At 72.8% G+C, this 23861-nt stretch carries 20 protein-coding genes and 1 pseudogene; 5 read left to right on the top strand and 16 right to left on the bottom strand.

The features are described 5' to 3' along the window. Positions 1–31 precede the first annotated feature (31 nt). The 9 genes from ACZ404_RS18760 to ACZ404_RS18720 form a co-directional block, all read right to left on the bottom strand. Positions 32–1180: a Gfo/Idh/MocA family protein gene (locus tag ACZ404_RS18760; RefSeq protein WP_468441166.1), complete on the bottom strand. Its 1149-nt coding sequence runs from the start codon at positions 1178–1180 to the stop codon at positions 32–34. Further along, positions 1177–2061 (bottom strand): carbohydrate ABC transporter permease, encoded by an 885-nt coding sequence (locus ACZ404_RS18755; RefSeq protein WP_468441164.1) that lies wholly within the window; start codon positions 2059–2061, stop codon positions 1177–1179. Before ACZ404_RS18755 ends, ACZ404_RS18760 begins: the two co-directional genes overlap by 4 nt. Next, a complete protein-coding gene (locus ACZ404_RS18750) occupies positions 2058–2993 on the bottom strand; it encodes a carbohydrate ABC transporter permease (RefSeq protein ID WP_468441162.1) in 936 nt (311 codons plus the stop codon). The genes ACZ404_RS18755 and ACZ404_RS18750 overlap by 4 nt, the downstream gene beginning before the upstream one ends. A gap of 100 nt (positions 2994–3093) precedes the next feature. Further along, on the bottom strand, positions 3094–4827 hold the full coding sequence (gene araD, locus ACZ404_RS18745) for an L-arabinonate dehydratase (protein WP_468441160.1): 1734 nt from the start codon (positions 4825–4827) through the stop codon (positions 3094–3096). After that, positions 4824–5735, bottom strand: a complete 912-nt coding sequence (locus ACZ404_RS18740; protein WP_468441158.1) for a dihydrodipicolinate synthase family protein — start codon at positions 5733–5735, stop codon at positions 4824–4826. The genes araD and ACZ404_RS18740 overlap by 4 nt, the downstream gene beginning before the upstream one ends. Beyond that, the gene (locus ACZ404_RS18735; RefSeq protein WP_468441157.1) at positions 5732–6415 is read right to left on the bottom strand and encodes a GntR family transcriptional regulator; all 684 of its coding nucleotides are present in this window, start codon (positions 6413–6415) and stop codon (positions 5732–5734) included. The genes ACZ404_RS18740 and ACZ404_RS18735 overlap by 4 nt, the downstream gene beginning before the upstream one ends. A gap of 132 nt (positions 6416–6547) precedes the next feature. After that, positions 6548–7309 (bottom strand): MBL fold metallo-hydrolase, encoded by a 762-nt coding sequence (locus tag ACZ404_RS18730; RefSeq protein WP_468441156.1) that lies wholly within the window; start codon positions 7307–7309, stop codon positions 6548–6550. Positions 7310–7401: 92 nt separating this feature from the next. After that, positions 7402–7575 (bottom strand): DUF6368 family protein, encoded by a 174-nt coding sequence (locus ACZ404_RS18725; RefSeq protein ID WP_468441154.1) that lies wholly within the window; start codon positions 7573–7575, stop codon positions 7402–7404. A 230-nt stretch (positions 7576–7805) separates the two neighbouring features. Further along, positions 7806–8387, bottom strand: a complete 582-nt coding sequence (locus ACZ404_RS18720) for a TIGR03086 family metal-binding protein (RefSeq protein WP_468441152.1) — start codon at positions 8385–8387, stop codon at positions 7806–7808. Between the two features lie 192 nt (positions 8388–8579). On the opposite strand from ACZ404_RS18720, the gene ACZ404_RS18715 reads away from it, so the two are divergent. Next, positions 8580–9818 carry an MFS transporter gene (locus ACZ404_RS18715; protein WP_468441150.1) on the top strand — a complete coding sequence of 413 codons (1239 nt, stop codon included), beginning with the start codon at positions 8580–8582 and terminating at the stop codon, positions 9816–9818. On the opposite strand, the gene ACZ404_RS18710 is transcribed toward ACZ404_RS18715, so the two are convergent. Further along, positions 9755–10918: a hypothetical protein gene (locus ACZ404_RS18710; RefSeq protein WP_468441148.1), complete on the bottom strand. Its 1164-nt coding sequence runs from the start codon at positions 10916–10918 to the stop codon at positions 9755–9757. The genes ACZ404_RS18715 and ACZ404_RS18710 overlap by 64 nt on opposite strands. 34 nt (positions 10919–10952) lie before the next feature. Next, entirely contained in the window at positions 10953–11894 is a 942-nt protein-coding gene (locus ACZ404_RS18705) for a 5-dehydro-4-deoxyglucarate dehydratase (RefSeq protein ID WP_468441146.1), read from the bottom strand. Positions 11895–12123: 229 nt separating this feature from the next. Here ACZ404_RS18705 and ACZ404_RS18700 point away from each other — a divergent pair, with 229 nt between their 5' ends. The 3 genes and pseudogenes from ACZ404_RS18700 (at position 12124) to ACZ404_RS18690 (ending at position 14829) form a co-directional block, all read left to right on the top strand. After that, a complete protein-coding gene (locus tag ACZ404_RS18700) occupies positions 12124–12933 on the top strand; it encodes an NAD-dependent epimerase/dehydratase family protein (RefSeq protein WP_468441144.1) in 810 nt (269 codons plus the stop codon). 32 nt (positions 12934–12965) lie between these two features. Beyond that, positions 12966–13508: pseudogene (locus ACZ404_RS18695) on the top strand (alcohol dehydrogenase catalytic domain-containing protein); the annotation flags it as partial. Between the two features lie 118 nt (positions 13509–13626). Beyond that, positions 13627–14829, top strand: coding sequence for a TerD family protein (locus tag ACZ404_RS18690; RefSeq protein ID WP_468441142.1), 1203 nt, complete (start codon positions 13627–13629; stop codon positions 14827–14829). Between the two features lie 34 nt (positions 14830–14863). On the opposite strand, the gene ACZ404_RS18685 is transcribed toward ACZ404_RS18690, so the two are convergent. The 5 genes from ACZ404_RS18685 to ACZ404_RS18665 all read right to left on the bottom strand — a co-directional run bounded on the left by ACZ404_RS18685 (position 14864) and on the right by ACZ404_RS18665 (position 21767). Beyond that, positions 14864–15892: a 1-aminocyclopropane-1-carboxylate deaminase gene (locus ACZ404_RS18685; protein ID WP_468441140.1), complete on the bottom strand. Its 1029-nt coding sequence runs from the start codon at positions 15890–15892 to the stop codon at positions 14864–14866. A gap of 17 nt (positions 15893–15909) precedes the next feature. Next, on the bottom strand, positions 15910–16557 hold the full coding sequence (locus ACZ404_RS18680) for a GntR family transcriptional regulator (RefSeq protein WP_468441138.1): 648 nt from the start codon (positions 16555–16557) through the stop codon (positions 15910–15912). Between the two features lie 86 nt (positions 16558–16643). Continuing rightward, positions 16644–18224 (bottom strand): TROVE domain-containing protein, encoded by a 1581-nt coding sequence (locus ACZ404_RS18675; protein ID WP_468441136.1) that lies wholly within the window; start codon positions 18222–18224, stop codon positions 16644–16646. Between the two features lie 494 nt (positions 18225–18718). Beyond that, positions 18719–20176: an alkaline phosphatase PhoX gene (locus ACZ404_RS18670; RefSeq protein ID WP_468441135.1), complete on the bottom strand. Its 1458-nt coding sequence runs from the start codon at positions 20174–20176 to the stop codon at positions 18719–18721. A 163-nt stretch (positions 20177–20339) separates the two neighbouring features. Then, on the bottom strand, positions 20340–21767 hold the full coding sequence (locus ACZ404_RS18665) for a hypothetical protein (RefSeq protein ID WP_468441133.1): 1428 nt from the start codon (positions 21765–21767) through the stop codon (positions 20340–20342). A 265-nt stretch (positions 21768–22032) separates the two neighbouring features. Between ACZ404_RS18665 and ACZ404_RS18660 the strand changes: the two genes are divergently transcribed. Continuing rightward, positions 22033–23859 carry an endonuclease/exonuclease/phosphatase family protein gene (locus ACZ404_RS18660; protein ID WP_468441131.1) on the top strand — a complete coding sequence of 609 codons (1827 nt, stop codon included), beginning with the start codon at positions 22033–22035 and terminating at the stop codon, positions 23857–23859. Positions 23860–23861 lie beyond the last annotated feature (2 nt).

Raw genomic sequence — 23861 nt, 5'->3', positions numbered from 1 at the left:
ATCCTGAGGACCAGGGAGTCGGGGGAGGTCATCAGGTGCTCACCTCGTTCTGCAGCGCCCAGGAGGCGCCCAGCTCGGAGTAGAGGGCGAGGGTGTCGGCCGAGGCCGCGACCAGCCCGTCGACGCCGGGCACCACGCGGCGCCGCTGGGCGGGCAGCAGACGCCAGGCGCTCTCCGGCAGCGGGGCCGGGTCGGGGGCGGTCCGGACCGCCTCCACCACCCGCATGAAGGCACCGGTCTCGTCGGGGGGCACCAGCAGCGGCGCGCCGGCGGTGAGGTGTTCGACCAGGTTCTCCAGCAGGTCGGTGCGGCCGTACTCGGTCTCCTCCGGGCCGTGTCCGGCCCGCTGGAGCAGCACCCGGTCCTGCTTGTACCAGAAGGTGATCCGCCCACTGCTGCCGTGCACCAGCACGTACGGCTCCCCCGGCTCCTCGGCGCACAGGGTCGCGGCGACCGTGACCGGGCCGTGCGTCGTGCTCACGCGGACGCAGGAGGTGTCGTCGGACTCGATGTCGTTGGCGCGCAGCAGCTCGGCCTCGATGCCGGTGACGTGCTCGGCGCGGGTCGAGCCGAGCAGGGCGAGACCGGTGGCGACGGCGTGCGCGAGCGGGTTGGTGAGCACCCCGTCGACCACGTCGGCGCCGTTCAGCCGCCGCCTGCCCGCCCAGGGCACCCGCCGGTAGTAGGCCTCGTCCCGGGCCCAGGCACCGGCGCCCCCGACTCCGAGGACCTCGCCGATCGTGCCCTCGGCGACGAGCCGGCGGATCGCGGGCACGGCGTGCGAGCCCAGCGACTGGAACCCGATCTGGCAGGCCACCCCCGCCTGCCCGACCCCGTCGGTCATGCGCCGGAACTCGGCGTACGACGGTGCAGGCGGCTTCTCCACCAGCAGGTGCACGCCCCGCCGGGCGGCGGTGAGGGCCAGGTCGGTGTGGGTGGGGATCGGCGTGCAGAGCACGGCGATCCGGGCGCCGGTTGCGTCCAGCAGCGCCCCGAGGTCGGCGGACTGCTCGGGTGTGCCGAGCCCGGCCGGGATCTCCTCGCCGGTCAGGGGGGTCGGTTCGCAGATCCCGGCCAGCCGGACGAGCCCCCTGCGCTGGAGCCGGCGGATGTTGTCCAGGTGCAGGCGGCCGTGGCCGCGGGCGCCCGCCAGGACGAGGGGCAGCGGTGTCGTCGTCATCCCTTCACCGCCCCCGCGCTGAAGCCGGTGATCAGCCACTTCTGGATGAAGGCGAACACGACGACCACGGGGACGGCGGCGACGATGCCGCCCGCCGCCAGGGCGCCCAGGTCGACACTGTCGGAGCTCATCAGGGTGTTGAGGCCGACCGGGATGGTCTGCTTGCTCTGGTCGGACAGGAACATCAGGGCGAACAGGAAGTGGTTCCAGGCGTGCACGAAGGCGAAGGAGCCGACGGCGATCAGCCCGGGCCGCAGCAGCGGCAGCACGACGATCCGGAAGGCGGTGAGCCGGTTGCAGCCGTCCACCCAGGCGGCCTCCTCCAGGGAGTAGGGCACGTTCCGGATGAACCCGCTGATCAGGATCATCGACAGCGGCAGCTGGAAGACGGTCTCGGCGATGACTACGCTGCCCAGGGAGTTGATCATCCGCAGGTTGGCGAAGATCTGGAACAGCGGCACCAGCAGCAGCGCACCCGGCACGAACTGGGAGCACAGCAGGGCCAGCAGGAAGCCGCGCTTGAGACGGAAGTCGAAGCGGGCGAGGGCGTAGCCGCCGGCCAGGGCGACCACGGTGGTCAGCACGAGGGTGGCGAGACCGACGTAGACGCTGTTGGTGAAGTAGGTGCCGAAGCTGCGCTCGGTCCAGACCTTGTGGAAGTGGTCGAAGGTCATCGGCCAGGGCACCAGGGAGGTGGAGCCGGCCGGGCGCAGGGCGAAGAGCAGGATCCAGTAGAAGGGGATCAGGGTGAACAGGAGGTAGATCCCCAGGGGGACGTAGATCTGCCAGCGCGGGACCTCGTTCCAGGAGCGGCGCCGGCGGCGCGGCCGGGCGGGCTCGGGCACCACGCGCTCGGGTGCGGGAGCGATCTCGGTGATCACTTGGTCTCACCTCCGAACTTGCTCAGCCGCAGATGGACGATCGAGCAGAAGAGCAGGATCACGAACGCCACCGTGGTCAGGGCGGAGGCGTAGCCGAAGTTGTGGGCGTCGACGCTGGTGTTGGCGATGTAGAGGGGAAGGGTCGTGGTCTCCCCCGCCGGGCCGCCGCCCGTCAGCGTGTAGAGCAGGTCGACGTTGTTGAACTCCCACACCGCGCGCAGCAGCGTGGACAGGACGATCGCGTCCTTCAGGTGGGGCAGGGTGATGTGCCGGAACTGCTTGAGCCTGCTCGCGCCGTCGACCTCGGCGGCCTCGTAGAGGTCCCCGGAGACGGACTGCAGGTCGGCGAGGATGAGGATCGCGAAGAAGGGCACGCCGCGCCAGAGGTCGGCGACCACCGCCGCCGGGAACACCGTGGAGGTGTCCGAGAGCCAGCTGGTGCCGTAGGAGCCGATGCCGGCGTCGGCGAGGTAACGGGTGATGCCGGTCTGGGAGTTGTAGAGCAGCACCCAGATCGCGGAGGTCAGCACGCCGGAGACCGCCCACGGGGAGAAGACCAGGGCGCGTCCCAGCGCCCGCCCGACGAACGTCTGGTTGACGATGAGCGCCAGCGCGAGCCCCAGCAGGAGCTGCAGTCCGACCTCGACGACGACCCACTTGGCGCTGAAGGTCAGCGTGTCCCAGAACTGCGGGTCGTGCGCGAAGGCCTGGGTGAAGTTGTCGAGGCCCGCGAAGCCGTTCCGCCACGGCTTGGTGGGGTTGTAGTTCTGCAGGCTGTAGTAGAAGACGCTGAGCACGGGGTAGGCGATGAAGCCCAGCATCAGCAGGGCCGCCGGGGCGATCAGCAGGTACGGCAGCCTGCGCGGGGTCGCGGAGGCACGGCGCCGCCGGGGTGGCGCGGGCGGTTTCGCCACGGCTGCGGCTTGGGCCATGACTGGTTCTCCGTTCGCAGTGGGCATTGCAGCGGCTGTCGGTGGACAGGAAGCGCTTGCTACATACACATGGGTCGAGGATGTCGCCGGGAGGGGTCGTTCAGCCGGCGTACGGGTCCGGGACCTGGCCGGGGCGGGCCAGGAACTCGAAGTCGCAGCCGGTGTCGGCCTGGGTGATCTGCTCGTTGTAGAGGGCGCCGTAGCCCCGCTCGTAGCGGGCGGGCGGCGGCGTCCACGCGGCCCGTCTGCGCGCCAGCTCCTCGTCGTCCACGTGGAGATGGAGTGAGCGGGCCCCGACGTCCAGGGTGATCACATCCCCGGTGCGCACCAGCGCCAGCGGCCCGCCGACGTACGACTCCGGTGCCACGTGCAGCACGCAGGCGCCGTAACTCGTGCCGCTCATCCGGGCGTCGGAGATGCGGACCATGTCCCGCACGCCCTGCTTGAGCAGGTGGTCGGGGATCGGGAGCATGCCGTACTCCGGCATGCCGGGGCCGCCCTTCGGCCCGGCATTGCGCAGCACGAGGACGCTGTCGGCGGTGATGTCCAGCGCCGGGTCGTTGATGGTGCGCTGCATGATCCGGTAGTCGTCGAAGACCACCGCCGGACCGGTGTGCTCGAGCAGGTGCGGCTCGGCGGCGATGTGCTTGACGACGGCGCCGTCCGGGCAGAGGTTGCCGCGCAGCACGGCGACCCCGCCTTCGCCCGCGACCGGGTTGTCGCGGGGCCGGATGACGTCGTCGTGGTGCACCCGCGCGCCGCTGAGCTGCTCGCGCAGGGTGTCGTACGAGACGGTCGGCCGGTCCAGGTGGAGCAGGTCCGGGATGCGCGAGAGGAAGCCGGGCAGGCCGCCGGCGAAGTGGAAGTCCTCCATCAGGTAGGTCCGGCCGCCGGGGCGGACGTTGGCGAGGACGGGGACCGTGCGGGCGATGCGGTCGAAGTCGTCCAGGGTGAGCTTCACCCCGGCCCGCCCCGCCATGGCGATCAGGTGGATCACGGCGTTGGTGGAGCCGCCGAGCCCGAGCACGGTGGTGACCGCGTCCTCGAACGCCTCCCGGGTGAGGATGTGGCTCAGCCTCCGGTCCCGGTGGACCAGGTCGACGATCGTCAGGCCTGCCTTGGCCGCCATCCGGTCGTGCCCGGAGTCGACGGCGGGGATGCTGGAGGCGCCGGGCACGGTGACGCCGAGCGCCTCGGCCGCGGCGGTCAGCGTGGATGCCGTTCCCATGGTCATGCAGTGGCCGGGCGAGCGGGCCAGGCCGCTCTCCAGTTCCTGCATCTCGCAGTCGCCGATGAGGCCGGCGCGCTTGTCGTCCCAGTACTTCCACATGTCGGTGCCGGAGCCGAGGACCTCGCCGCGCCAGTGGCCGGGCAGCATGGGCCCGGCGGGCACGAAGACGGCCGGCAGGTCGACGCTCGCGGCGCCCATGAGGAGGGCCGGGGTGGACTTGTCGCAGCCGCCCATGAGCACCGCGCCGTCGACGGGGTAGGAGCGCAGCAGCTCCTCGGTCTCCATCGCGAGCAGGTTGCGGTACAGCATCGGGGTGGGCTTCTGGAAGGTCTCGCTGAGGGTGGCGACCGGGAACTCCAGCGGGAAGCCGCCCGCCTGCCACACCCCGCGCTTGACCGCCTGGGCGCGGTCGCGCAGGTGGACGTGGCAGGGGTTGATGTCGGACCAGGTGTTGAGGATCGCGACGACCGGCTTGCCGAGGTGCTCCTCGGGGAGGTAGCCGAGCTGGCGGGTACGGGCGCGGTGGCTGAAGGAGCGCAGGCCGTCGGTGCCGTACCACTGGTGGCTGCGCAGCTCCTCGGGGGACTTCCCGGCTGTTGTCATATCGACCATCCGGCGGCGATGGCGGCGATTTCGGCGCGCTCGTTCTCGGGCAGCGCTCTGCTCGGCGGGCGGACGTCCCTGCGGCACAGGCCGAGGGCGGCGAGGGCTTCCTTGACGACGGTGACGTTGTTGGCGGAGCCGTGCGCGGCGCGCAGTTCCTCGAAGCGGCGGATCTGCTCCCAGACCTTCATGGCGGCCGGGTAGTCGCCCGAGCGCAGCGCGTCGATCATGTTCAGCGAGACGGCCGGGGCGACGTTCACCAGGCCGGAGGTGAAGCCGGTGGCGCCGGCCGAGAAGTAGGAGGGGGCGTAGGGCTCGGCGAGGCCCGCGACCCACACGAAGCGGTCCAGCCCCGCGTCGCGGGCGAAGGCGGCGAAGCGGGCCGCGTCCGGGACGGCGTATTTGACGCCGATGACGTTCGGGCAGTCGTCGGCGAGTTCGGCGAGGCGGGCGCCGGTGAGCCGGCCGTCGCGGATGTACGGCACCACGCCCAGCTCGGGCACGGAGGCGGCGATGGCGCGGTGGTAGTCGACCCAGCCGGCGGCCGAGACGTACGGGTGGACGGGCTGGTGGACCATGACCATCTGGGCGCCGAGCTCGCGGGCGTGCCGGGCGGCGGCGATCGCGGTGGGCAGGTCGTGCCCGACGCCGACGAGGATCACGGCGCGCTCGCCGGCCTCGGCCACGGTCAGCTCGGTGACCAGGCGGCGCTCCTCGGGGGCGAGGGCGTAGAACTCGCCCGTGTTGCCGTTCGGGGTCAGGGTGGTGATCCCGCCGTCGAGCAGGCGACGCAGCAGGGCCCGGTGGGTGTCCTGCTCGACGGAGCCGTCCTCGGCGAAGGGGGTCACCGGGATGGCCACCACGTCGGCCAGGGCCGCCCGCTGGGTCTCGAACGTCACGCTGCTCATTCCTGGCCTTCCTGTGGACGGGACCGGGTGTCCTCGGCGGCGTCGGTGCCGTCGGGGAACGCCCGCCGCACGAACGACGCGATGTGGGCGTGCAGGGCGCCCGCCGCGCCGTCGGCGTCGCCGTCCAGGGCGAGGCGCAGGATCTCCCGGTGCTCGGCGGCCTCCCGCTCCCAGGAGGGGTCGGTCGCCCAGGCGACGGCCGAGACGAGGGCGGCCTGGTCGCGGACCTCGTCCAGCATCCGGCCGAGCAGCGGGTTGCCGCAGGGCAGGTAGAGGGCGCGGTGGAACTCGCGGTTGGCGAGGGAGCGCTCGGCGGTGTCGGTGGCGTCGTCGGCCCGGGTCAGCGCGTCGCGGGCGGCCTCGAGGGAGGCGCCGCGGCGCACGGCGCGGCGCAGGGCCTCGGGTTCCAGGAGCAGCCGCACGTCGTAGACCTCGCGCGCCATGTCCGCGTCCACCATGCGCACCGTGACGCCCTTGTACTGGCTCATCACGACCAGCCCGGTTCCGGCGAGCGTCTTCAGCGCCTCGCGCACCGGGGTCTTGGACACCCCGAACTGCGCGGCCAGCTCGGTCTCGACCAGGGCCTGTCCGGGCGTCAGCTGCCCCGTCAGGATGCGGTGTTTGATCGCGTCCAGCACGAATTGCGTGCGGGACGGGATCGGGGTGGGCACAGAGGTCATGCGGCCCTCTCGGATCTCACATATCGCGTCTCATATATGACGTACGAAGTACGACGCGTTGAAGGTAGGAGGGGGCCCGGGTTTCGTCAATGCTTCTGACAAAGGAAGTCGCGGCGCGGCCCGGACGGCGGTTCAGACGGTGTGGACGTCACCCTCGACGGCGGCGTGGGTCGGCCGCCCGGCGGCCGTGGCGGCCCGCGCGGTCGCCGCCTCCCGGGTGAGCGTAGGCCCGACGTGGGTGATCAGCAGCTCCCGTACGCGCGCCTCGCGGGCGATGCGGCCGGCGTCCTCGGGGGTGAGGTGGACCTGCGGGAAGTGTTCGCCGTCGCGATGCCCGTCGATGTCCGCCTCGCACAGGAACAGGTCGGCCCGGGCGGCGAGTTCACCGAGGGCGGGGCAGGGGCCGCTGTCGCCCGAGTACGCCAGTACGCTGCCCTGGCACTCGGCGCGCAGCCCGTACGCCTCGGTGTCGTGGGCGACGGCCAGGGAGGTCAGCCGCAGGTTCCAGTGCCGCACGTCGTGGCCGTCGTACAGGTCCCGGAAGTCGAAGACGCCCTTGAGGAACTCGACGTCGGGGCGCCCGAAGAAGCCGGCCAGGCGACGGGCGCAGTCCTGCGGGGCGTAGACGGGAACCGGCGCGGCCGGGGTCATCCCGCCGTGCGCGAGGGCGTACGCGGCGGCGAGCAGGTCGGCGCTGTGGTCGGCGTGCAGATGCGAGATCCAGATGGCGGTGAGCCGGGCCGGATCGGTGTACCGCTGCAACTCCGCGAACGTGCCGGTCCCGGCGTCCACCCACACCTCGGCGCCCCCGCCGGACAGCAGATACCCCGAGCAGGGCCGGCCGGGCCCGGGGTGCGGGGAGGCGGTGCCGAGAACGGTGAGGGTGAGCGGCATGGGAGGAGACTACGACGCCCCGCCCGGGCCACCGGCTCACTTGACCAATCGGGAACGCCGGGTGCCGCATCCGGGCGGCCAGGAACTCGGCGTCACCGAAGTGGCGGGCGGTGCGCCAGGGCGAGGGCGAGGTGGCCCAGGGCACGGTGGTCGACCGGGCCGGAGAAGCCGGTCCTCAGCACGAGACCGCCCGCCGGCGGGCACGGGAAGGCCGAGTGGTCGTCGCCGGTGGCCGGCGTGAGTCGTCCGCGCCGAGGGTGAAACACCCCGTGCCCTCGACGTCCGCCGCGTCCGGCCCGAGCGGGCCGCCGTCCGTGATCCGGAAGCCGGCACCCCGTCCCGCCCGGGCCGGACGGGGCTGCAGAAGGTCGCCGGCCAGGGCAGGACGTCGGCCGTCACCGTCCGGGCGACGCGCGCCCCGTCGCGCAGCCACAGGCCCACGGCCGGCCCCACCATGGCTTCTCCCTCTCCCCGGCGCGTCGGGTTCCGCCGGATGCTACGGCCGCCATCCCGGGTCGCGGCCGCTCAGGCCCACCGCACGGTCCAGCAGGGGGGCGTTGTCCGGGACCGGGACGACCGGGCCGAAGAGGCCGTTGCCGCGGCCCGGGTCCTCGGCCGCGACGAGGAGGAAGCCGTGGGCCGCGTCGAGGGCGGCGGGGTCGGCGTCGTAGGGCTGCCCGGTCGCGCGGGCCAGGTCCCAGCCGTGGATCACCAGTTCGTCGGCGACGACCGCGCCCGCGACCGCGCCGGGCAGATGCACGCCGCCCGCGCGCGTCGTGCCGGTCCAGGCGGCCGGGTCGCGCCAGGCGTCGGCGAGTTCGTCCAGCGCCTTGGGCAGCTCCTCCCGCCAGCCGGGCCCGAGGTCCGGGACGACGGCGCCGGGGCTGGTGTCGGTCGTGGTGCCGAAGTCCTTGCGGGCGGCGTCGCGGAAGGCGACGGACAGCATCAGCAGGTGGCCCAGCAGGTTCCGTACCGGCAGGTCCGGGCAGGGAGTGGCGCCCGGCAGGTGCTCGTCGGTCACGGCCTCCGCCAGCCGCGCCACGATGCGGGTCTGCGGGCCCAGGTCGACCATGTTCATGTCTCGCTCCTTCGGGGGGTGCGGCAGCCGTACGGAGGGATGACCGGACGGAGCGCCAGAACTCATCGGCGCGGCCGGCCGGCGTCGGCGGGGGCAGGCGAACAGGACTTAGATGTCCGGCCCGGCAGGGCAGGGGGAACCGGGCATCTGCCCGATCCGTGGGCCGCCGCCTCAGAGCCACGATGTGCGGGCATGACGACCACGACTTCCTGGACGGTGATCCGTGTCCTGCGGGACCGCACCGCGCTGCTGTGTCTGGCCGGCGTGGTGGTGTCGGGCTTCGGCACCTCCTCGCTGTGGCTGGCGTCGGGCGTGTGGGTCAAGGACCTCACCGGGTCCGACGGCCTGGCCGCGCTGTGCGTGTTCGCCCTGTGGGCGCCCACGGTGGCCGGGCCGGCACTGGGCACCCTCGCCGACCGCTTCCGCCGCAGGCCCCTGTTGATCGCCACCAACCTGGGCCTCGCCGGCGTCCTGCTCGCGCTGTTCGCCGTGGACTCTCCCGGCCGCCTGTGGCTGCTGTTCACGGTGCTGGTGGTGTACGGCGCCGCCGGTGCCGTCCTCGACGCCGCCGAGTCGGCCCTGGTCGCGTCCGCGGTCGCCGGGGAGCTGCGCGGCGACCTCAACGGGTTGCGGATGACGGCCACGGAGGGCATGAAGCTGCTCGCCCCGCTGACGGGCGCGGGGCTCTACGCGGCCTGCGGCGGACCGGCCGTCGCCTGTCTGGACGCGGTCACCTTCGTGCTCGCCGCCGGGTTGTGCGCCCTGCTGCGCGTGTCCGAGGACCGACCCGCCCGGTCCGGCGGCGCCCCGCGGAGGCAGACCGCTGAGGGCGTCCGGCACCTGTGGGGCCATCCCGGGCTGCGCCCGCTGGTCCGGGCGGGCGGTACGGCGATGCTGCTGGTCTCGCTGGGCAGCGCGACGCTGTACGCGGTGATCGACCGCCTCGGGCACTCCCCCGCCTACGCGGGCGTGCTGTACGCCGTGCAGGGCGCCGGGTCGGTGCCGGCCGGGCTGATCGCCGGGCCGGCGCTGCGGCGGCTGGGCGAGTACCGGTTCGCGGCGGCCGGGATCGCGCTGACGGGGCTCGCGGTGGCCGCGCGGGCCGTGCCCTCGGATCCGGCGGCCCTGGCGTCCGGCGCGGCGATCGGCCTGGGCCTGCCGTGCGTGCTGGTGGCCGCGCTCACCGCCGTACAGCGTGAGACGCCCGGGCCGCTGGCCGGCCGGGCGACGGCCACCGCGCACACGCTGCTGTTCACGCCGAACGTGCTCGGCCTGGCCGTCGGGGCCGGCCTGGTGGAACTGGCCGGCCCCGGGCTGCTGCTGCCCCTGTACGGCCTCGCCCTGCTCGGCACGGCGGCGCGCCTGGCTCAGCGCGCGGCCAGCGCCTCCCGCACCACCGCGAGGTCCTCGTCCGACGCCAATCCGGCGTGATAGAGGCGCAGTTGCGTCGCCCCCTCGGCACGCGCGCGCGCCGTGTCGGCCGCGAGGGTGCCGGGGCTGCCGCCCATGCCGGAGACGACGGTGAAGTTGGCGGCCAGCACCGTCCGTTCGCCCGCCCGTTCGGCGAAGGGCGCCAGCAGGGCCGTACCGCCGGTGCAGGGGACCACGACGCCGTCGGCGACGGAGAGGATGTGCCCGGGGTCGACACCGGCGTTGGCGCCGCAGTGGTACGGCACCGGGTCCGCGTGCAGCAGCACCTGGAAGCCGTCGGGCGCGGCGGCGCGTACGGCGGCCACGGCCTCCTCCTGGAGGGTGCGGGCGGTGGTGTCGCGCCACGCGCGCGTGGCGGCCGCCGTGTCCTCCCCGAGGAGCTTCTCGATCGCGGGCCGGCCCCCGTCGTCCGCCGCGCCCCGCCACAGCGGCTCCAGGGCGGCGCGTACGGCGGCCGCCAGCGCGCCGGCGTCGAGGCCCTGCGCCTCGTAGCCGGTGCGGCAGGCGGGGCAGAAGCAGAGCGACATCAGGTACTGCCCGGCCTCCCCGAGGCCGACCCCCGCGGTCTTGTCGTGGGCGTGCAGGTGCTGCAGGCCGTACCAGCCGAGGGACTCCAGTTCGGTGCCGCGCGCGCCGGGGCGCACGGCGGCCTCGGCGGCCAGGTCGGTCAGGTACGCGCGCGTGGCGGGCTGCGCGATGCAGGGGGCCCAGGGGTAGCGGTCGCCGTAGGCGTTGACGACCGAGGTGTCCGGATGCTCGGCGCCCAGGCGGGAGTTGTGCGCGAGGACGACCCAGGTGTGCACCTCGAGCCCGGCCTCCGCGAGCGCCCCGGCGGCCTCGCCGTAGGCGTTCCCCGGGGCCCAGCGTCCGGCGGGGTAGGGGCGCAGGCCGCGGCCGGCCCAGCGGTCGCCGGTGGGGTACAGGACGGCCGCGTACTCGGCGGTGACGATGCGGTGGCGGGGGTGGCGGGGGGTGAGCGCCCGGGTGGAGTGGTAGGCGGACGCGAGGGTCACCTGTTCCACGCCGAGCGCGGCGATCCGTGCGGGGGCCTCCGGGTCGCCGACGACGTCCCAGGGGTAGACGAACGCCGACGCCTTCACGCGTCCTCCCCGGGGTGCGCCGGGCTGTCCTCGGTCACGTGTCCTCCTCCAGCAGGGCGTGGCCGCGCTCGATGAGCCGAGCGAGCTGTTCGACATGGCCCTCGGGCGGCTCGTGCAGCGGGGGCCGGACCTCGCCGACGTCCAGACCACGCAGCCGTACGCCCGCCTTGACCAGGGAGACGGCGTAGCCGCTGCCCTGGGCGCGCAGTTCGACGAACGGCCGGTAGAAGCCGTCCAGCAGGCGGCGCACGGTGTCCTGGTCGCCCGCGTCCAGCGCCCGGTAGTACGCGAGGGCGATCTCCGGGGCGAAGCAGAACACGGCCGAGGAGTACAGGGTGATGCCGAGGGCGCGGTAGGCGGGCTGGGTCTGCTCGGCGGTCGGCAGGCCGTTGAAGTACAGGAAGTCGCCGGGCGCCTCGGTGCGCACGGCGCTGACGACGCGCTGCATCAGGTCCAGGTCGCCGAGGCCGTCCTTGAGGCCGACGACGCCCTCGGTGCGGGCGAGCTCCACCACGGTCGTGGGGGTGAAGACGGCGTTGTCGCGCTGGTAGACGATCACCGGCAGGGCGGTGGCGGTGGCGATCTCGCGGTAGTGCCGCAGCAGTCCCTCCTGCCCGGCGCGCACGAGGTAGGGCGGCATGGCGAGAAGCCCGTCGGCGCCTGCTTGCTCGGCCAGGCGCGCGTAGTGGACGGCGAGCGCGGTGCCGTAGCCGACGCCCGCGACCACCGGTACGCGTCCCTCGGCCGCCTCCACGCTCGCCCGCACCACGGCCCGGAACTCCTCCGGCAGCAGGGCGTGGAACTCGCCGGTGCCGCAGCAGGCGAAGACGGCGGCGGCTCCGGCCGCGACACCCTGGCCCACATGGGTGCGGTGGACGTCGAGATCGACCGAACCGTCGGAGCGGTACGCCGTGACGGGGAAGAACAGCGGGCCGCCCGGGTCGCGGAGCCGGGCGTCGAGAGGGGCTGGCGTCACGGGCGCTCCCTGCGCATGGAGATATATGTGCCTGATCAATGTCTATATCTCTGAACGGCCTCACGCTACGGTCCACTCTTCGTGGCGGTCAAGCGGGCGAACCGGCAACACGGCAGCGGATTTCCGCACTCCACGGCCCACTTGACGAGGTCAGTGACCGCTCCCTAGCGTGTCCACGCATGTGAACTCGAGCCATGCACACGGCCGCTGATGTTCAAGGAGACCGAGGATGCCCGCTCCCCGCACCATTCTGCTCACCGGCGCCGCCGGCGGGCTCGGCACCCTGATGCGGTCCCTGCTGCCGGAGTACGGCTACACGCTGCGGCTGTTCGACGTGCGCCCCGTGGAGGACGCGCCCGACGCGATCACCGCCGACCTCACCGACCCGGAGGCGCTGCGCGAGGCGGTGCACGGCGTGGACGCGATCCTGCACCTCGCGGGCATCTCCCTGGAGGCGCCCTTCCAGAAGATCCTGAAGTCGAACATCCAGGGCACCTACCACCTCTACGAGGCCGCCCGTCTCGAGGGCGTGCCCCGCATCGTCTTCGCCTCCTCCAACCACGCCGTCGGCTTCACCCCGGCCCCGCGCGCGGGCGAGCCGCTGATCCCGGTCGACACCCCGCGCCGCCCCGACACCTTCTACGGCCTGTCCAAGTCCTTCGGCGAGGACCTCGCCCAGTTCTACTGGGACAAGCACGGCCTGGAGACCGTCTCGGTGCGCATCGGCTCCTGCTTCCCGGAGCCCACCAGCGTGCGCATGCTCTCGGTGTGGATGAGCCCGGCCGACGGCGCCCGGCTCTTCCACGCGGCCCTGACCGCCGAGCAGGTCGGCCACACGGTGGTCCACGGCTCCTCCGCCAACACCCGCCTGTGGTGGGACCTGACCTCCGCGCGGGCGCTCGGCTACGAACCGCAGGACGACTCCGAGCCGTACGCCGAGAAGCTGATCGCCGAGCAGGGCGAGCTGGACCCGGAGAACCCGGCGCACACCCACCTGGGCGGCCACTTCGTGAACGACCCGCCGATCTGGCCGTACTGACACCCGGCAGCGCCGCCGGCGGCCGCACCGGCATCGGGCGGCACGGGGCACGGGGCGGCGGGAAACGATCGCTCGCGTGGGCGGGCACCGAGGTCCCGGACCCGGCGCCCGGACCCCGTGAGGTCGTCGTCGAGGTGGCCGCCTGCGGCCTGTGCGGCACCGATCTGCACATTCTCCAGGGCGAGTTCGCACCCCAGCTGCCGATCGTGCCGGGGCACGAGTTCGCGGGCGAGGTGGTCGGCGTCGGCCCGCAGGTCACCGAGGTGGCGACCGGCGACCGGGTCGCCGTGGACCCCTCCCTCTACTGCTACGAGTGCCGCCACCGCCGTACCGGCCACAACAACCTGTGCGAGCGGTGGGCGGCGATCGGCGTGACGACGGCGGGAGGCGCGGCCCGCTACGCGGTGGCGCCGGTCGCGAACTGCGTGAAGCTCCCGGAGCACGTGCGCACCGCGGACGCGGCCCTGGTGGAGCCGCTGTCGTGCGCGGTGCGCGGCTATGACGTCCTGCGGGCGAGGCTGGGCGCGCACGTGCTGGTCCACGGCTCCGGAACGATGGGCCTGATGATGCTGGAACCGGGCGTGGGACGCACGATCGTGGTCGTGCCCTGAGCCGATCGGGGGACGGCCGGCGGTCCGGGCGTCGGTAAGGGAACGGCAAAGTGGTGTCGTTCGTTCACCCGACATGACAGCTATGACCCCTGGCTCGAACATCCCTCTGCCGGTCGCCCGTGTGACGGTGGACGTCGCCGCTCCGGTGCGGCTCGACGTGTCGGGCCTGCTGCTCGCCGCGGACGGCAAGGTGCGCTCCGACGACGACTTCATCTTCTACAACCAGCCCAGCGGGCCGGGCGTGACGTACACGTCCGGCGGCGGTGCCGCGCCCGACGCGGTCACGGTGGACACCGCCGCGGTGCCGCCGGACATCGAGAAGATCGTGGTCACCGCCAGCCCCGACGCGGCCGGCCAGACCTTCCAGGGCATCGAGCCGACGGCCACCCTGCGCGACCCGGACGGCGGGACCGTGCTGGCCACGTTCACGCCGCCGCAGCTCGGCACCGAGACGGCCCTGGTGGTCGTGGAGATCTACCGCAGGGGCGGCGCCTGGAAGGCCCGCGCCGTGGGCCAGGGGTATGCGAACGGTCTGGCGGGCATCGCGACGGACTTCGGCGTGACGGTGGAGGAACCGGCCACCGCCGCGGCACCGCCGGCGGCGGCACCGGCCGCCCCGCCGCAGCCGCAGCCGCAGCCGGTGGCGCCGCCGGCACCGGCCGCGCAGCCGACCCCCCCGACACCGCCCGCCCCGCCGGCCGGCCCGGGGAAGATCAACCTGGACAAGGGCCGGGTCAGCCTCCAGAAGAACCAGACCGTGTCCCTGGTCAAGGGCGGCCGCCCGCTGCTGTCGCAGGTGCAGATGGGCCTCGGCTGGGAGCCGGCGTACGGTGGCAAGGACATCGATCTGGACGCGTCGGTCATCGCCTACGGCCCGCAGCGCAACGCCGTCGACAGCTGCTACTTCGGCAAGCTGACGATCCTGAACGGCGCGATCAAACACTCCGGCGACAACCTCACGGGCGAGGGCGGAGGCGACGACGAGGTGATCACCGTCGACCTCGGCCGCCTCCCCCAGGAGGTCACCGGCCTGGTCTTCACGGTCAACTCCTTCTCCGGCCAGAAGTTCACCGAGGTCGCCAAGGCCTACTGCCGCCTCCTGGACGCGGCCACCGGCGAGGAACTCGTCCGCTTTGACCTCACCCACGCCGAGGCCCAGACCGGTGTGATGATGGCCAAGCTGATCCGCCAGTTCTCCGGCGAATGGGAGATGACAGCCATGGGCGACTTCGTCAAGGCCCGCACCGTGCGCAACATGGTGGAGCCGGGCGCGAGGGCGCTGTAGCGGCGCGGCTGCGGGCGTACCTGCGCAGCCGGTCCTAGAACAGCGCGCTGTACGCGTTCAGCGCGGGCTGGCCGCCCAGGTGCGCGTAGAGCACGGTGGAGTCCCGGCCGATCTCGCCGCGCGCGACCAGGTCGATCATTCCGGCCATCGACTTCCCCTCGTACACGGGATCGGTGACCATCCCCTCCGTGCGGGCGGCGAGCCGCATCGCCTCCAGGGTGGTCTCGTCCGGAATGCCGTACGTGCCCCCGTGGTACCGCTCGTCGAGCTCGACGTCCGCCTCGGTCAACTCCCGCCGGAGGCCGATGAGTCGTCCGGTGTCGCGGGCGATGCGGGTGATCTGCTCACGGGTCCGGGCGGGGTCGGCGGAGGCGTCGATGCCGAGGACGCGGCGGGGCCGGCCGCCCTCCTCCTCCAGGGCCCGGAAACCGGCGACCATGCCCGCCTGGGTCGAGCCGGTCACCGAGCAGACGATCACGGTGTCGAAGAAGACCCCCAGCTCCGCCTCCTGCTCGGCGACCTCCTCGGCCCAGCGGGCGAAGCCCAGCCCACCGAGCGGGTGGTCGGAGGCGCCGGCCGGGATGGCGTACGGCTTGCCGCCCGCGTCCTCGACGTCCCGCAGCGCCTGCTCCCAGCTCTCCTTGAACCCGATCCCGAACCCGGCCCGGACGAGCCGTACGTCGGCGCCGGCCAGCCGGCTGATCAGGATGTTGCCGACCTTGTCGTAGACGGAGTCCGGCCACTCCACCCAGCTCTCCTGGACCAGCACGCACCCGAGCCCCGCCCGGGCGGCGACGGCGGCGACCTGACGGGTGTGGTTGGACTGCACCCCGCCGATCGACACCAGCGTGTCGCAGCCCTGGGCGAGCGCGTCGGCGACCAGGTACTCCAGCTTGCGGGTCTTGTTCCCGCCGTAGGCGATCCCCGAGTTGCAGTCCTCCCGCTTGGCCCACAGCGAGGCACCCCCGAGGTGGGCGGTCAGGCGTTCGAGGCGGTGCACCGGGGAGGGGCCGAAGAGAAGGGGGTGGCGGGGGTGGGACGCCAGGGACGCGGACAGGGACACGGGGCCTCCAGGGTCGGTCAGTCGGGATCGGCCAGGGCCGTGAGCGTGCGCCAGATCTCCGCCGTGACGCCGACCGCGCGGTCCACGTCACCGCCCGCGCACGCCTCGATCAGCCGCTCGTGCAGCCCGGCCGAGCGGCAGGAACCGCCCTCGCCGAAGCGCTGCCGCTCCAGGCGGCGGATGAGCGGGGTGTAGCGGGCCACGGTGGCGGCGGCCGCCCGGTTGCCGGCGGCCCGGACCAGGACGTCGTGCAGGTCGTCGTCGGCACGCAGGGCCTCGTCCACCTCACCGGCGCGCACGGCGGCGGCGAACCGTTCGTTGGCCGCGCGCATCTCCGTCAGGTCCGCCTCCCGCAGCCGGGGCACGGCGACCCGGGTGACCAGCTCGTGCATCGCGCCGACCACGGCCGCCGCGTCCCGCACGTCGGCGGCGAGAAGCGGGGTGACCCGGGTGTAGCTCTGCGGCTTGCTCTCCAGCAGCCCCTCGTCCGCGAGCCGGGCGAACGCCTCGCGCACCGGCGCCCGGGACAGGCCCAGCCGCTCGGCCAGATCGGCGTCGCGCACCACCGCGCCGGGTTCGATCTCCCCGGCCACGATGGCGTCCCGGATCGATGCGTAGGCGCGGTCCCTGAGGAGGGTGCGCCGGACAGGTCGTAGGGCCTCCACAACTGAAATGTTATATGTCAGTGCGGCTCGCGGACATGGGGTGTGGCCCGCGCCCCCCGTAGAAGCGCGGGCCACGATCGGGTGGCTCAGGCAGCCCACGGCCAGTCGGCGTCGCGAGCGGCCTCCAGCAGGGGAACCATCCGGAAGGCCGCGTCCGAAAGTCCCCCGAAGGTGTGCCGGTTCCCCTTGCCCGAGGGGCCGTGGCCCGCCTGGTGGCCGGCGAGGTTCCACGTGTACACCGGCACGTGCGCCGGGACCTGCTCGGTCGGGTCGCCGTGGTGGCTGAAGGCGTACTGCTCGTCGGTGACGATCAGCACCCGGTCCTGCCCGCGGTAGTGCGCGCGGACCGCCGAGGTGGTGTCGGTGCCGCCCAGGTCGCCGAAGCGGCCGAGGACCCTCAGCACCGACTCGCCCTTCTCGAAGGCCAGCCGCTTGCTCGTCGTACCGAACTCGACGAGGTCCGCGTCCGCCGCCCGCAGCGCGAGCGCCGTGCCGAAGATCGCCGCCGCGTCGGCCCGGTTGAGCTCCGAGCGGTCCGAGAGCGGGGCCCACATCGAGCCGGAGCGGTCCACCAGGATCAGGGTGCGGCCGGGCAGCGCCGGCACGTTCGCCAGCGAGTGGCCGAGCGCCTGCTCCAGCGGGTACGACCAGCGCAGCGCCGGCGCGTGCTGGTACGCGGCGAGGTAGCGGAAGGGGAACTGCCGCGAGTGCGCGACCTCCGCCGGGTCGCTGATCTTCGCCGCCACCCGGGCCGCGACCTCGTCGCAGACACCGGCCTGGTCGAAGTTCCTGAGGTTTCGCACCAGCGCCATCGCACCCATGGACGGGATCACGGCCTCCCAGGCCGCCTTGTCCATCGGGCCCTGCAGCCAGCCGGCCAGCGCCTCCCACGTCATCCCGGCCGCCGCGAGCCGCTCGGCACCGCCCGGCGAGGTGACGACGGCGCGCCGCCGGCCGACGGGCAGCGCCATCAGCTCGCGGTGCGCCGTGAGCACAGGGCTCGACGCGGGCGGCACGGCCGTGTCCGGGTTGTGCCGGCGGTCGAGTGCGTACCGGAACAGCTCGCCCTGCCACGGCTTGTCCGGGTCCGGAGCGGCGTGCACCAGGTTCAGGATGTCGCCGAAGCGGTAGCCCTTGGACGCGGTGTCGTACTTCAGCAGGGACTTGCCGCTGTAGAGGCGGCGTACGGCGTCGGCGATCCCGCGCTTGACGGGCTTGGGGACGTTGCGGCCGTACGTCGCCGTCCAGTACGCGAGCAACTCGCCCGGCTCGTCGGGGCGCTGCAGTACGCAGGCCACGACCTGCCGGTTCGAGGGGCCGTCGGTGGCGCCCGCGTCGAGGCGCGCCTTCACGTACTCGGCGGCGCCCACGATCGAGGCGGTGCGGAGGTTTCCCGCACCGCGCAGCCAGCCGAGCAGGCCGGCCGTCCAGCCGGGGTCCTCCACGGCGAGCCGCCGGACGAGCTTCACGAACCGGGCGTCGCGGTCGGCACCGGACTCGTAGAAGGTCTGCTGCGACACGAAGTTGGCGACCGACAGCAGGAAAAGCTCGGAGCGTGCGTCCCGCTCACGGCCCCGGCCGCCCTCGTAGGTGCGCAGGACGCGGCCCGTGGAGGTGACCCGCGAGGTGGGCTGCGCCTTCGCGGCCCTGGTGTTGAATCGCGCCATGGTGAATTCCCCCGAATTCTGTGCCATTTCGGAGGGAGGCGCAGCAAAAGGAAGGCACCCGAGGTCAGGAATCGGCGACGGCACTATAACCTGGCGCGTCTCCCTTTTCCGCCACACCGGCCCTGAGCCGGTGACGGGATTCGAACCCGCACGCTTCCGTGAAGCACCAGGTCCCTGAAGTATCCGCTGCCTGCGCACCGGGCACCCACCATGAGCTGCGCCTCCCGAGATCAAGTCGGCGGCGGCATGGATTCTTTTTGCAGAAGAAGTAACCGCAGCCTGCGCACCGGGAGGTGCATGAAGTTGTGGTGTCCAGAGATCGAGGCCGGCGGAACCGACGTAGGTGCTCTGACCCCTGAGCTACACCGGCGCGTTGTACCGGTGGCGGGACTCGAACCCGCGGCCGCCCCATGATGAGTGGAAGTAGGTCCTGCCTTCGCACCTGGACATGCATCACTCTAGGAGGCGTACCGCGGGACGGGCGAGCGAATTACTTACCGCTTCTGCCGCTTCCAGGGACCCGTGATGGCCAGCATGATGCCGGGCTCCTGGATATTGGCGAACAGGGTTCTGCCGTCGGGCGAGAAGGTGACGCCGGTGAACTCGCTGTACTCCGGGGACTCCTCGGTGCCGAGATTGAGTTCGTTGCGGGCGATCGGGTACGTGCGGCCGCTGTCGGTCGCGCCGAACAGGTGCTGGACGCCCTCGCCGTCCTCGGCGACGATCAGGCCGCCGTACGGGGAGACGGTGATGTTGTCCGGGCCGTCGAAGGCGCCGTCGGCGGACGGGTCGGGGTTGACGCCGAGGAGGACCTTCAGGGTGAGCGTGCGGCGCGCCGGGTCGTAGAACCAGACCTGGCCGTCGTGCTGGACGGGGCTCTCGGCGCGGGCGTAGGAGGAGACGATGTAGGCGCCTCCGTCGGCCCACCACATGCCCTCCAGCTTGCGGGCGCGGGTGACCTGACCGTCGGTGAACTGCTTGCGGACGGGGACGGCCCGGGCGTCGCGGTCGGGGACGTCCACCCAGTCGACGCCGTAGACCGTGCCGGTCTTCGTGGCGCGGGAGAGGTCGTCGACGAACCGGCCACCGGAGTCGAAGCACTTGAAGGCTTGCAGGACGCCCGCGCCGTCGGCGAGGGTGCGCAGTTTCCCGCGCCCGTGGCGGAATCCGGCCGGCGGGGTCCAGCGGTAGAGGAGGCCGTTGGGGCCGGAGGCGTCTTCGGTGAGGTAGAGGTGGCCGCGCCGGGGGTCCACGACGACGGCCTCGTGGGCGTAGCGGCCGAGTGCCTTGATCGGCTGGGGGCCGCGGTTGGCGCGGCGGTCCTGGGGGTCGACCTCGAAGACGTAGCCGTGGTCCTTGGTCATGCCGTTCTGGCCGGCCTTGTCCTCGGTCTCCTCGCAGGTCAGCCAGGTGCCCCACGGGGTGCTGCCACCGGCGCAGTTGGTGGAGGTGCCGGCGATGCCGACCCACTCGGCGACGTGGTCGCGGCGCACCTCGACCACCGTGCAGCCACCGGAGGCGGCGGGGTCGTAGACAAGGCCCTCGGTGAGCGGCACGGGGTACGTCCAGCCGGCGCGGGGGCCCTTCAGCTCGTGGTTGTTGACGAGGAGGGTGGCGCCGCGGGGGCCGGCGAAGGCGGCGGTGCCGTCATGGTTGGACGGGGTGAACTCGCCCGACTCCAGCTTGGTTCTGCCGCTGTGGGTGATGATCCGGTACGTGAAGCCGGCCGGCAGGGCGAGGATGCCGTCGGGGTCGGGGACGAGGGGGCCGTAGCCGACGCCGTGGTGCCCGTGGGCCGGGGCTCCACCCGCGCCCTCGGTGTCCGCGCTCGGGGTCTCCGTGGCGGCGAGGGCGCCCGGGGCGGTGGCGAGGGCGCCGACGCTGCCCGCCAGGGCGACCCCGGCACCGGTGATCGCGGATTTCCTGGCGAAGTCCCTGCGGGTGAGCGACATGGTGTTCTCCTGTGACGGTGGGCGTGCCGTGGAGGGTGGCGGGCCTCGATGCGCCGCCCACGCTCCCGCCCGCTGCTGAACACCGGCTGAACTCCGGGCTACTTCACCGGCCCCTGTTCCATGAATCCGTATGCGCGGCCCCATGGCCGTCCCAAAGCGCCGCTCACCCCGCCTGCTGCGACCGCGCCTTGAACGCCGCCTTGCGGGCCTCCTTGGCCACCTTCTTGTCCGGGTGGAGCCGGCCCATCGCCTCCAGGACGTCCGCCGTGGCCGGGTGCTCCACCCGCCACGCGGCCGCGAAGAAGCCGCCGTGCTGTTCGGCCAGTCCCTCCACCAGTGCCTGGAGTTCGTCCGAGTTCCCCTCGGCGGCCAGTTGGGCGGCGACCGTGTCGATGGTCAGCCAGAAGATCAGGTCGGGTGAGGGCGCGGGCACCCCGGAGGCGCCCCGTTCGCTCAGCCAGACCCGGGCGAGGCCGCCCAGCTCGGGGTCGTCCAGCACCTCGCGCAGGGCGGGCTCCGCCTCGGGGCCGAGGAGGGACAGTGCCTGCTGGCAGCGCAGCCTGCGCAGGGGCGCGCCGGTGTCTGTGCCCCGGGCGGCGGCCAGCAACTCCCGGGCACCGGCGAGGGGTTCGCGGCGGGCCAGCCACTGCTCGGTCTCGGCGCGGGCGGCGGACTGGCCGAAGCGGGCGGTGGCGTCGAGCAGCGCGTCGGCGCCCTTGTCGGCGAGTTCACCGACGGCGGGCGCGTCGAATCCGGCCTCCAGCAGCCGCATCCGCAGCCCGTAGACGCCGAGCGGGGTCAGCCGGACCATGCCGTAGCGGGCGACGTCGGTGTCGTCCACCGGCGCCGAGGGCTCCTCGTCCGCGTCGGCCATCAGCGCCTCGTCGACGGGCTGGTACTCCACGAGCCCCACCGGCTCGAGCATCCGGAACTGGTCGTCCAGGCGCATCATCGCGTCGGATACCTGCTCCAGGACGTCGTTGGTGGGCTCGCCCATGTCACCGGGGACGATCATGGAGGCGGCCAGGGCGGGCAGCGGGACGGGTCCGCCGGCGGGGCCCTCCTCACTGACGGTCAGCAGGTAGAGGTTGCCGAGGACGCCGTCGAGGAACTCGGCCTCGGCCTGCGGGTCCCAGTCGAGTGACGAGAAATCGACCTCCCCGCCCTCCTCCAGTGCCTCGGCCAGGCCGTCGAGGTCGGGCACGCTCGCGTCGGCGACGACCGTCTCCAGGGCGGAGAGCCACACGGTGAGCACGTCGTGCGGGGAGCCGCCGGTGAGCAGGGCGAGTTCCTCGCCGGCCGTCACGGTGCCGGCGTCCTCGTCCGCGATCTCGACCAGGCCGGTGTCCACGGCGACCCGCCAGGCCGCACTGGCGTCGGCGGCGGCGTCGTCCCCGCTCAGGCCGAGCAGTTCGGCGGCGGCAGGGAGCTGTTCGTCGACCAGGCCGCCGCCCGCGTCGACGCGTGTCCCGGGTCCGGCCCAGCGGGCGAGCCGGGCGGCGCGGGAGAGCACCGGCGTGGACAGCGCGTCGCGCGCCAGCTCCGCTTCGGGGTGCAGCCGTACGGGCGGCAGGGGGGAGCTGTCTGACATCGGCTGGTTCTCCTCGGAGCGTGAAAGGGCTCAGCCGCTCAGCCTAGACGGATTTCCACCCATGCCGCCCGGTTCATCTCCCCGACGTGATCCGTACATGGCCGAAACCTTGACAACTCCCGCCGTCAGGCAGGAGATTGACGCGCGTAGAAGTTGGGGGGACAACTGTTCACTCGGCTCTATGCGTGTCACGGAGGGCCACCGGCCCGGCACGCTCCCGTTCCACCCTCGTCCCGGCGCTCACGTTCGTCCCCGGAGGGATCCCTTGCCGAGCAGGTCTTCCGCGCGTCTCGCCGCGCTCACCGTCGCCGCCGTCTGCAGCGCGGCTTCCGTCGTCGTCCTCACCTCCCCCGCGCACGCCGACGCGGTGCGCATCCACGACGTCCAGGGCACCACCCGGATATCGCCGTTCGCGGGCCAGAAGGTCACGGACGTGCCCGGCGTCGTCACGGCCACCCGCAGCTACGGCTCCTCCAAGGGCTTCTGGCTGCAGGACCCGACCCCGGACGACAACCCGGCGACCAGCGAGGGCGTGTTCGTCTTCACCAGCTCGGCGCCGAAGGTCGCGGTCGGCGACGCGGTCACGGTGACCGGCACGGTCTCGGAGTACGTCCCGGGCGGCGCCTCCTCCGGCAACCAGTCGCTGACGGAGATCACCAAGCCGGCGATCACCACCGTCTCCACCGGCAACCCGGTGCCCGCGCCGGTCGTGATCGACGCCACGTCGGTCCCGGGCGCGTACGCCCCGGCCGGCGACACCGCCGCGAACGGCTCGATCAACGGCCTCGCCCTGGACCCGTCGAAGTACGCCCTGGACTACTACGAGTCCCTCGAGGGCATGAACGTCCAGATCGCCGACGCCCGTGTGGTCACCGGGACCGACCCGTACAGCGAACTGTGGGTCACCGTGAAGCCGCACGAGCACAGGAGCCGCCGCGGCGGCACGGTCTACGGCTCCTACGACTCGCAGAACACCGGCCGGCTGCAGATCCAGTCGCTGGGCGCGGTCGCCGACTTCCCGCAGGCGAACGTCGGCGACACGCTCACCGGCACCACCACCGGCCCGCTGGACTACAACCAGTTCGGCGGCTACACCCTGGTCGCGAGCGAGCTGGGCACGCTCGAGAGCGGCGGCCTGCAGCGCGAGACCACGCGCAAGCAGTCGAGCCGTGAGCTGGCGGTGGCGACGTACAACGTCGAGAACCTCGACCCGTCGGACCCCACGTTCGACCAGCACGCCGCCGCGATCGTGCACAACCTGCAGGCGCCGGACATCGTGTCCCTGGAGGAGATCCAGGACGACAACGGCGCCAAGGACGACGGCACGGTCGACGCGAGCACGACCGTGAACAAGCTGATCGACGCGATCGTCGCGGCGGGCGGCCCGAAGTACGACTGGCGCTCGATCGACCCGGTCAACGACCAGGACGGCGGCGAGCCGGGCGGCAACATCCGCCAGGTGTTCCTGTTCAACCCGCAGCGCGTGTCCTTCGTGGACCGCCCGGGCGGCGACTCCACCACCGCGGTCGGCGTCACCAAGGTGCACGGCAAGGCGCAGCTCACCGCCTCACCGGGCCGCATCGACCCGACCAACGCGGCCTGGAAGAGCAGCCGCAAGCCGCTCGCGGGTGAGTTCGTCTTCCGCGGCAGGACGGTGTTCGTGATCGGCAACCACCTCAACTCCAAGGGTGGCGACCAGGGCCTGACGGCGCAGTACCAGCCGCCGGTGCGCAGCTCCGAGGTCCAGCGCCACGCCCAGGCGACCCTGGTGAACGCCTTCGTGAAGGACATCCTGTCCGTCCAGAAGAACGCGGAGGTCATCGCGCTCGGCGACATGAACGACTTCGAGTTCTCCGGGACGGCCAAGATCCTGGAGGGTGACGGCGAGCTGTGGTCGGCGATCAAGTCGCTGCCGCGCAGCGAGCGGTACACCTACGACTACCAGGGCAATCAGCAGGTCCTGGACCAGATCCTGGTCAGCCCGGCGGTCCGGCGCGGCTGCGACTTCGAGTACGACAGCGTGCACATCAACTCGGAGTTCCACGACCAGATCAGCGACCACGACCCGCAGGTGCTGCGCTTCCGCCCGTAGGG

The organism is Streptomyces sp. NPDC030798, from assembly GCF_055572275.1.
This window is presented reverse-complemented; position numbering and strand designations above follow the sequence as displayed.

Bases quoted from the DNA above. Each gene is read 5' to 3' on its own strand.
- ACZ404_RS18760 (WP_468441166.1), bottom strand. From the start codon at position 1,180: ATGACGACGACACCGCTGCCCCTCGTCCTGGCGGGCGCCCGCGGCCAC.
- ACZ404_RS18750 (WP_468441162.1), bottom strand. From the start codon at position 2,993: ATGGCCCAAGCCGCAGCCGTGGCGAAACCGCCCGCGCCACCCCGGCGG.
- araD (WP_468441160.1), bottom strand. From the start codon at position 4,827: ATGACAACAGCCGGGAAGTCCCCCGAGGAGCTGCGCAGCCACCAGTGG.
- ACZ404_RS18740 (WP_468441158.1), bottom strand. From the start codon at position 5,735: ATGAGCAGCGTGACGTTCGAGACCCAGCGGGCGGCCCTGGCCGACGTG.
- ACZ404_RS18735 (WP_468441157.1), bottom strand. From the start codon at position 6,415: ATGACCTCTGTGCCCACCCCGATCCCGTCCCGCACGCAATTCGTGCTG.
- ACZ404_RS18730 (WP_468441156.1), bottom strand. From the start codon at position 7,309: ATGCCGCTCACCCTCACCGTTCTCGGCACCGCCTCCCCGCACCCCGGG.
- ACZ404_RS18720 (WP_468441152.1), bottom strand. From the start codon at position 8,387: ATGAACATGGTCGACCTGGGCCCGCAGACCCGCATCGTGGCGCGGCTG.
- ACZ404_RS18715 (WP_468441150.1), top strand. From the start codon at position 8,580: ATGACGACCACGACTTCCTGGACGGTGATCCGTGTCCTGCGGGACCGC.
- ACZ404_RS18700 (WP_468441144.1), top strand. From the start codon at position 12,124: ATGCCCGCTCCCCGCACCATTCTGCTCACCGGCGCCGCCGGCGGGCTC.
- ACZ404_RS18690 (WP_468441142.1), top strand. From the start codon at position 13,627: ATGACCCCTGGCTCGAACATCCCTCTGCCGGTCGCCCGTGTGACGGTG.
- ACZ404_RS18675 (WP_468441136.1), bottom strand. From the start codon at position 18,224: ATGGCGCGATTCAACACCAGGGCCGCGAAGGCGCAGCCCACCTCGCGG.
- ACZ404_RS18670 (WP_468441135.1), bottom strand. From the start codon at position 20,176: ATGTCGCTCACCCGCAGGGACTTCGCCAGGAAATCCGCGATCACCGGT.
- ACZ404_RS18665 (WP_468441133.1), bottom strand. From the start codon at position 21,767: ATGTCAGACAGCTCCCCCCTGCCGCCCGTACGGCTGCACCCCGAAGCG.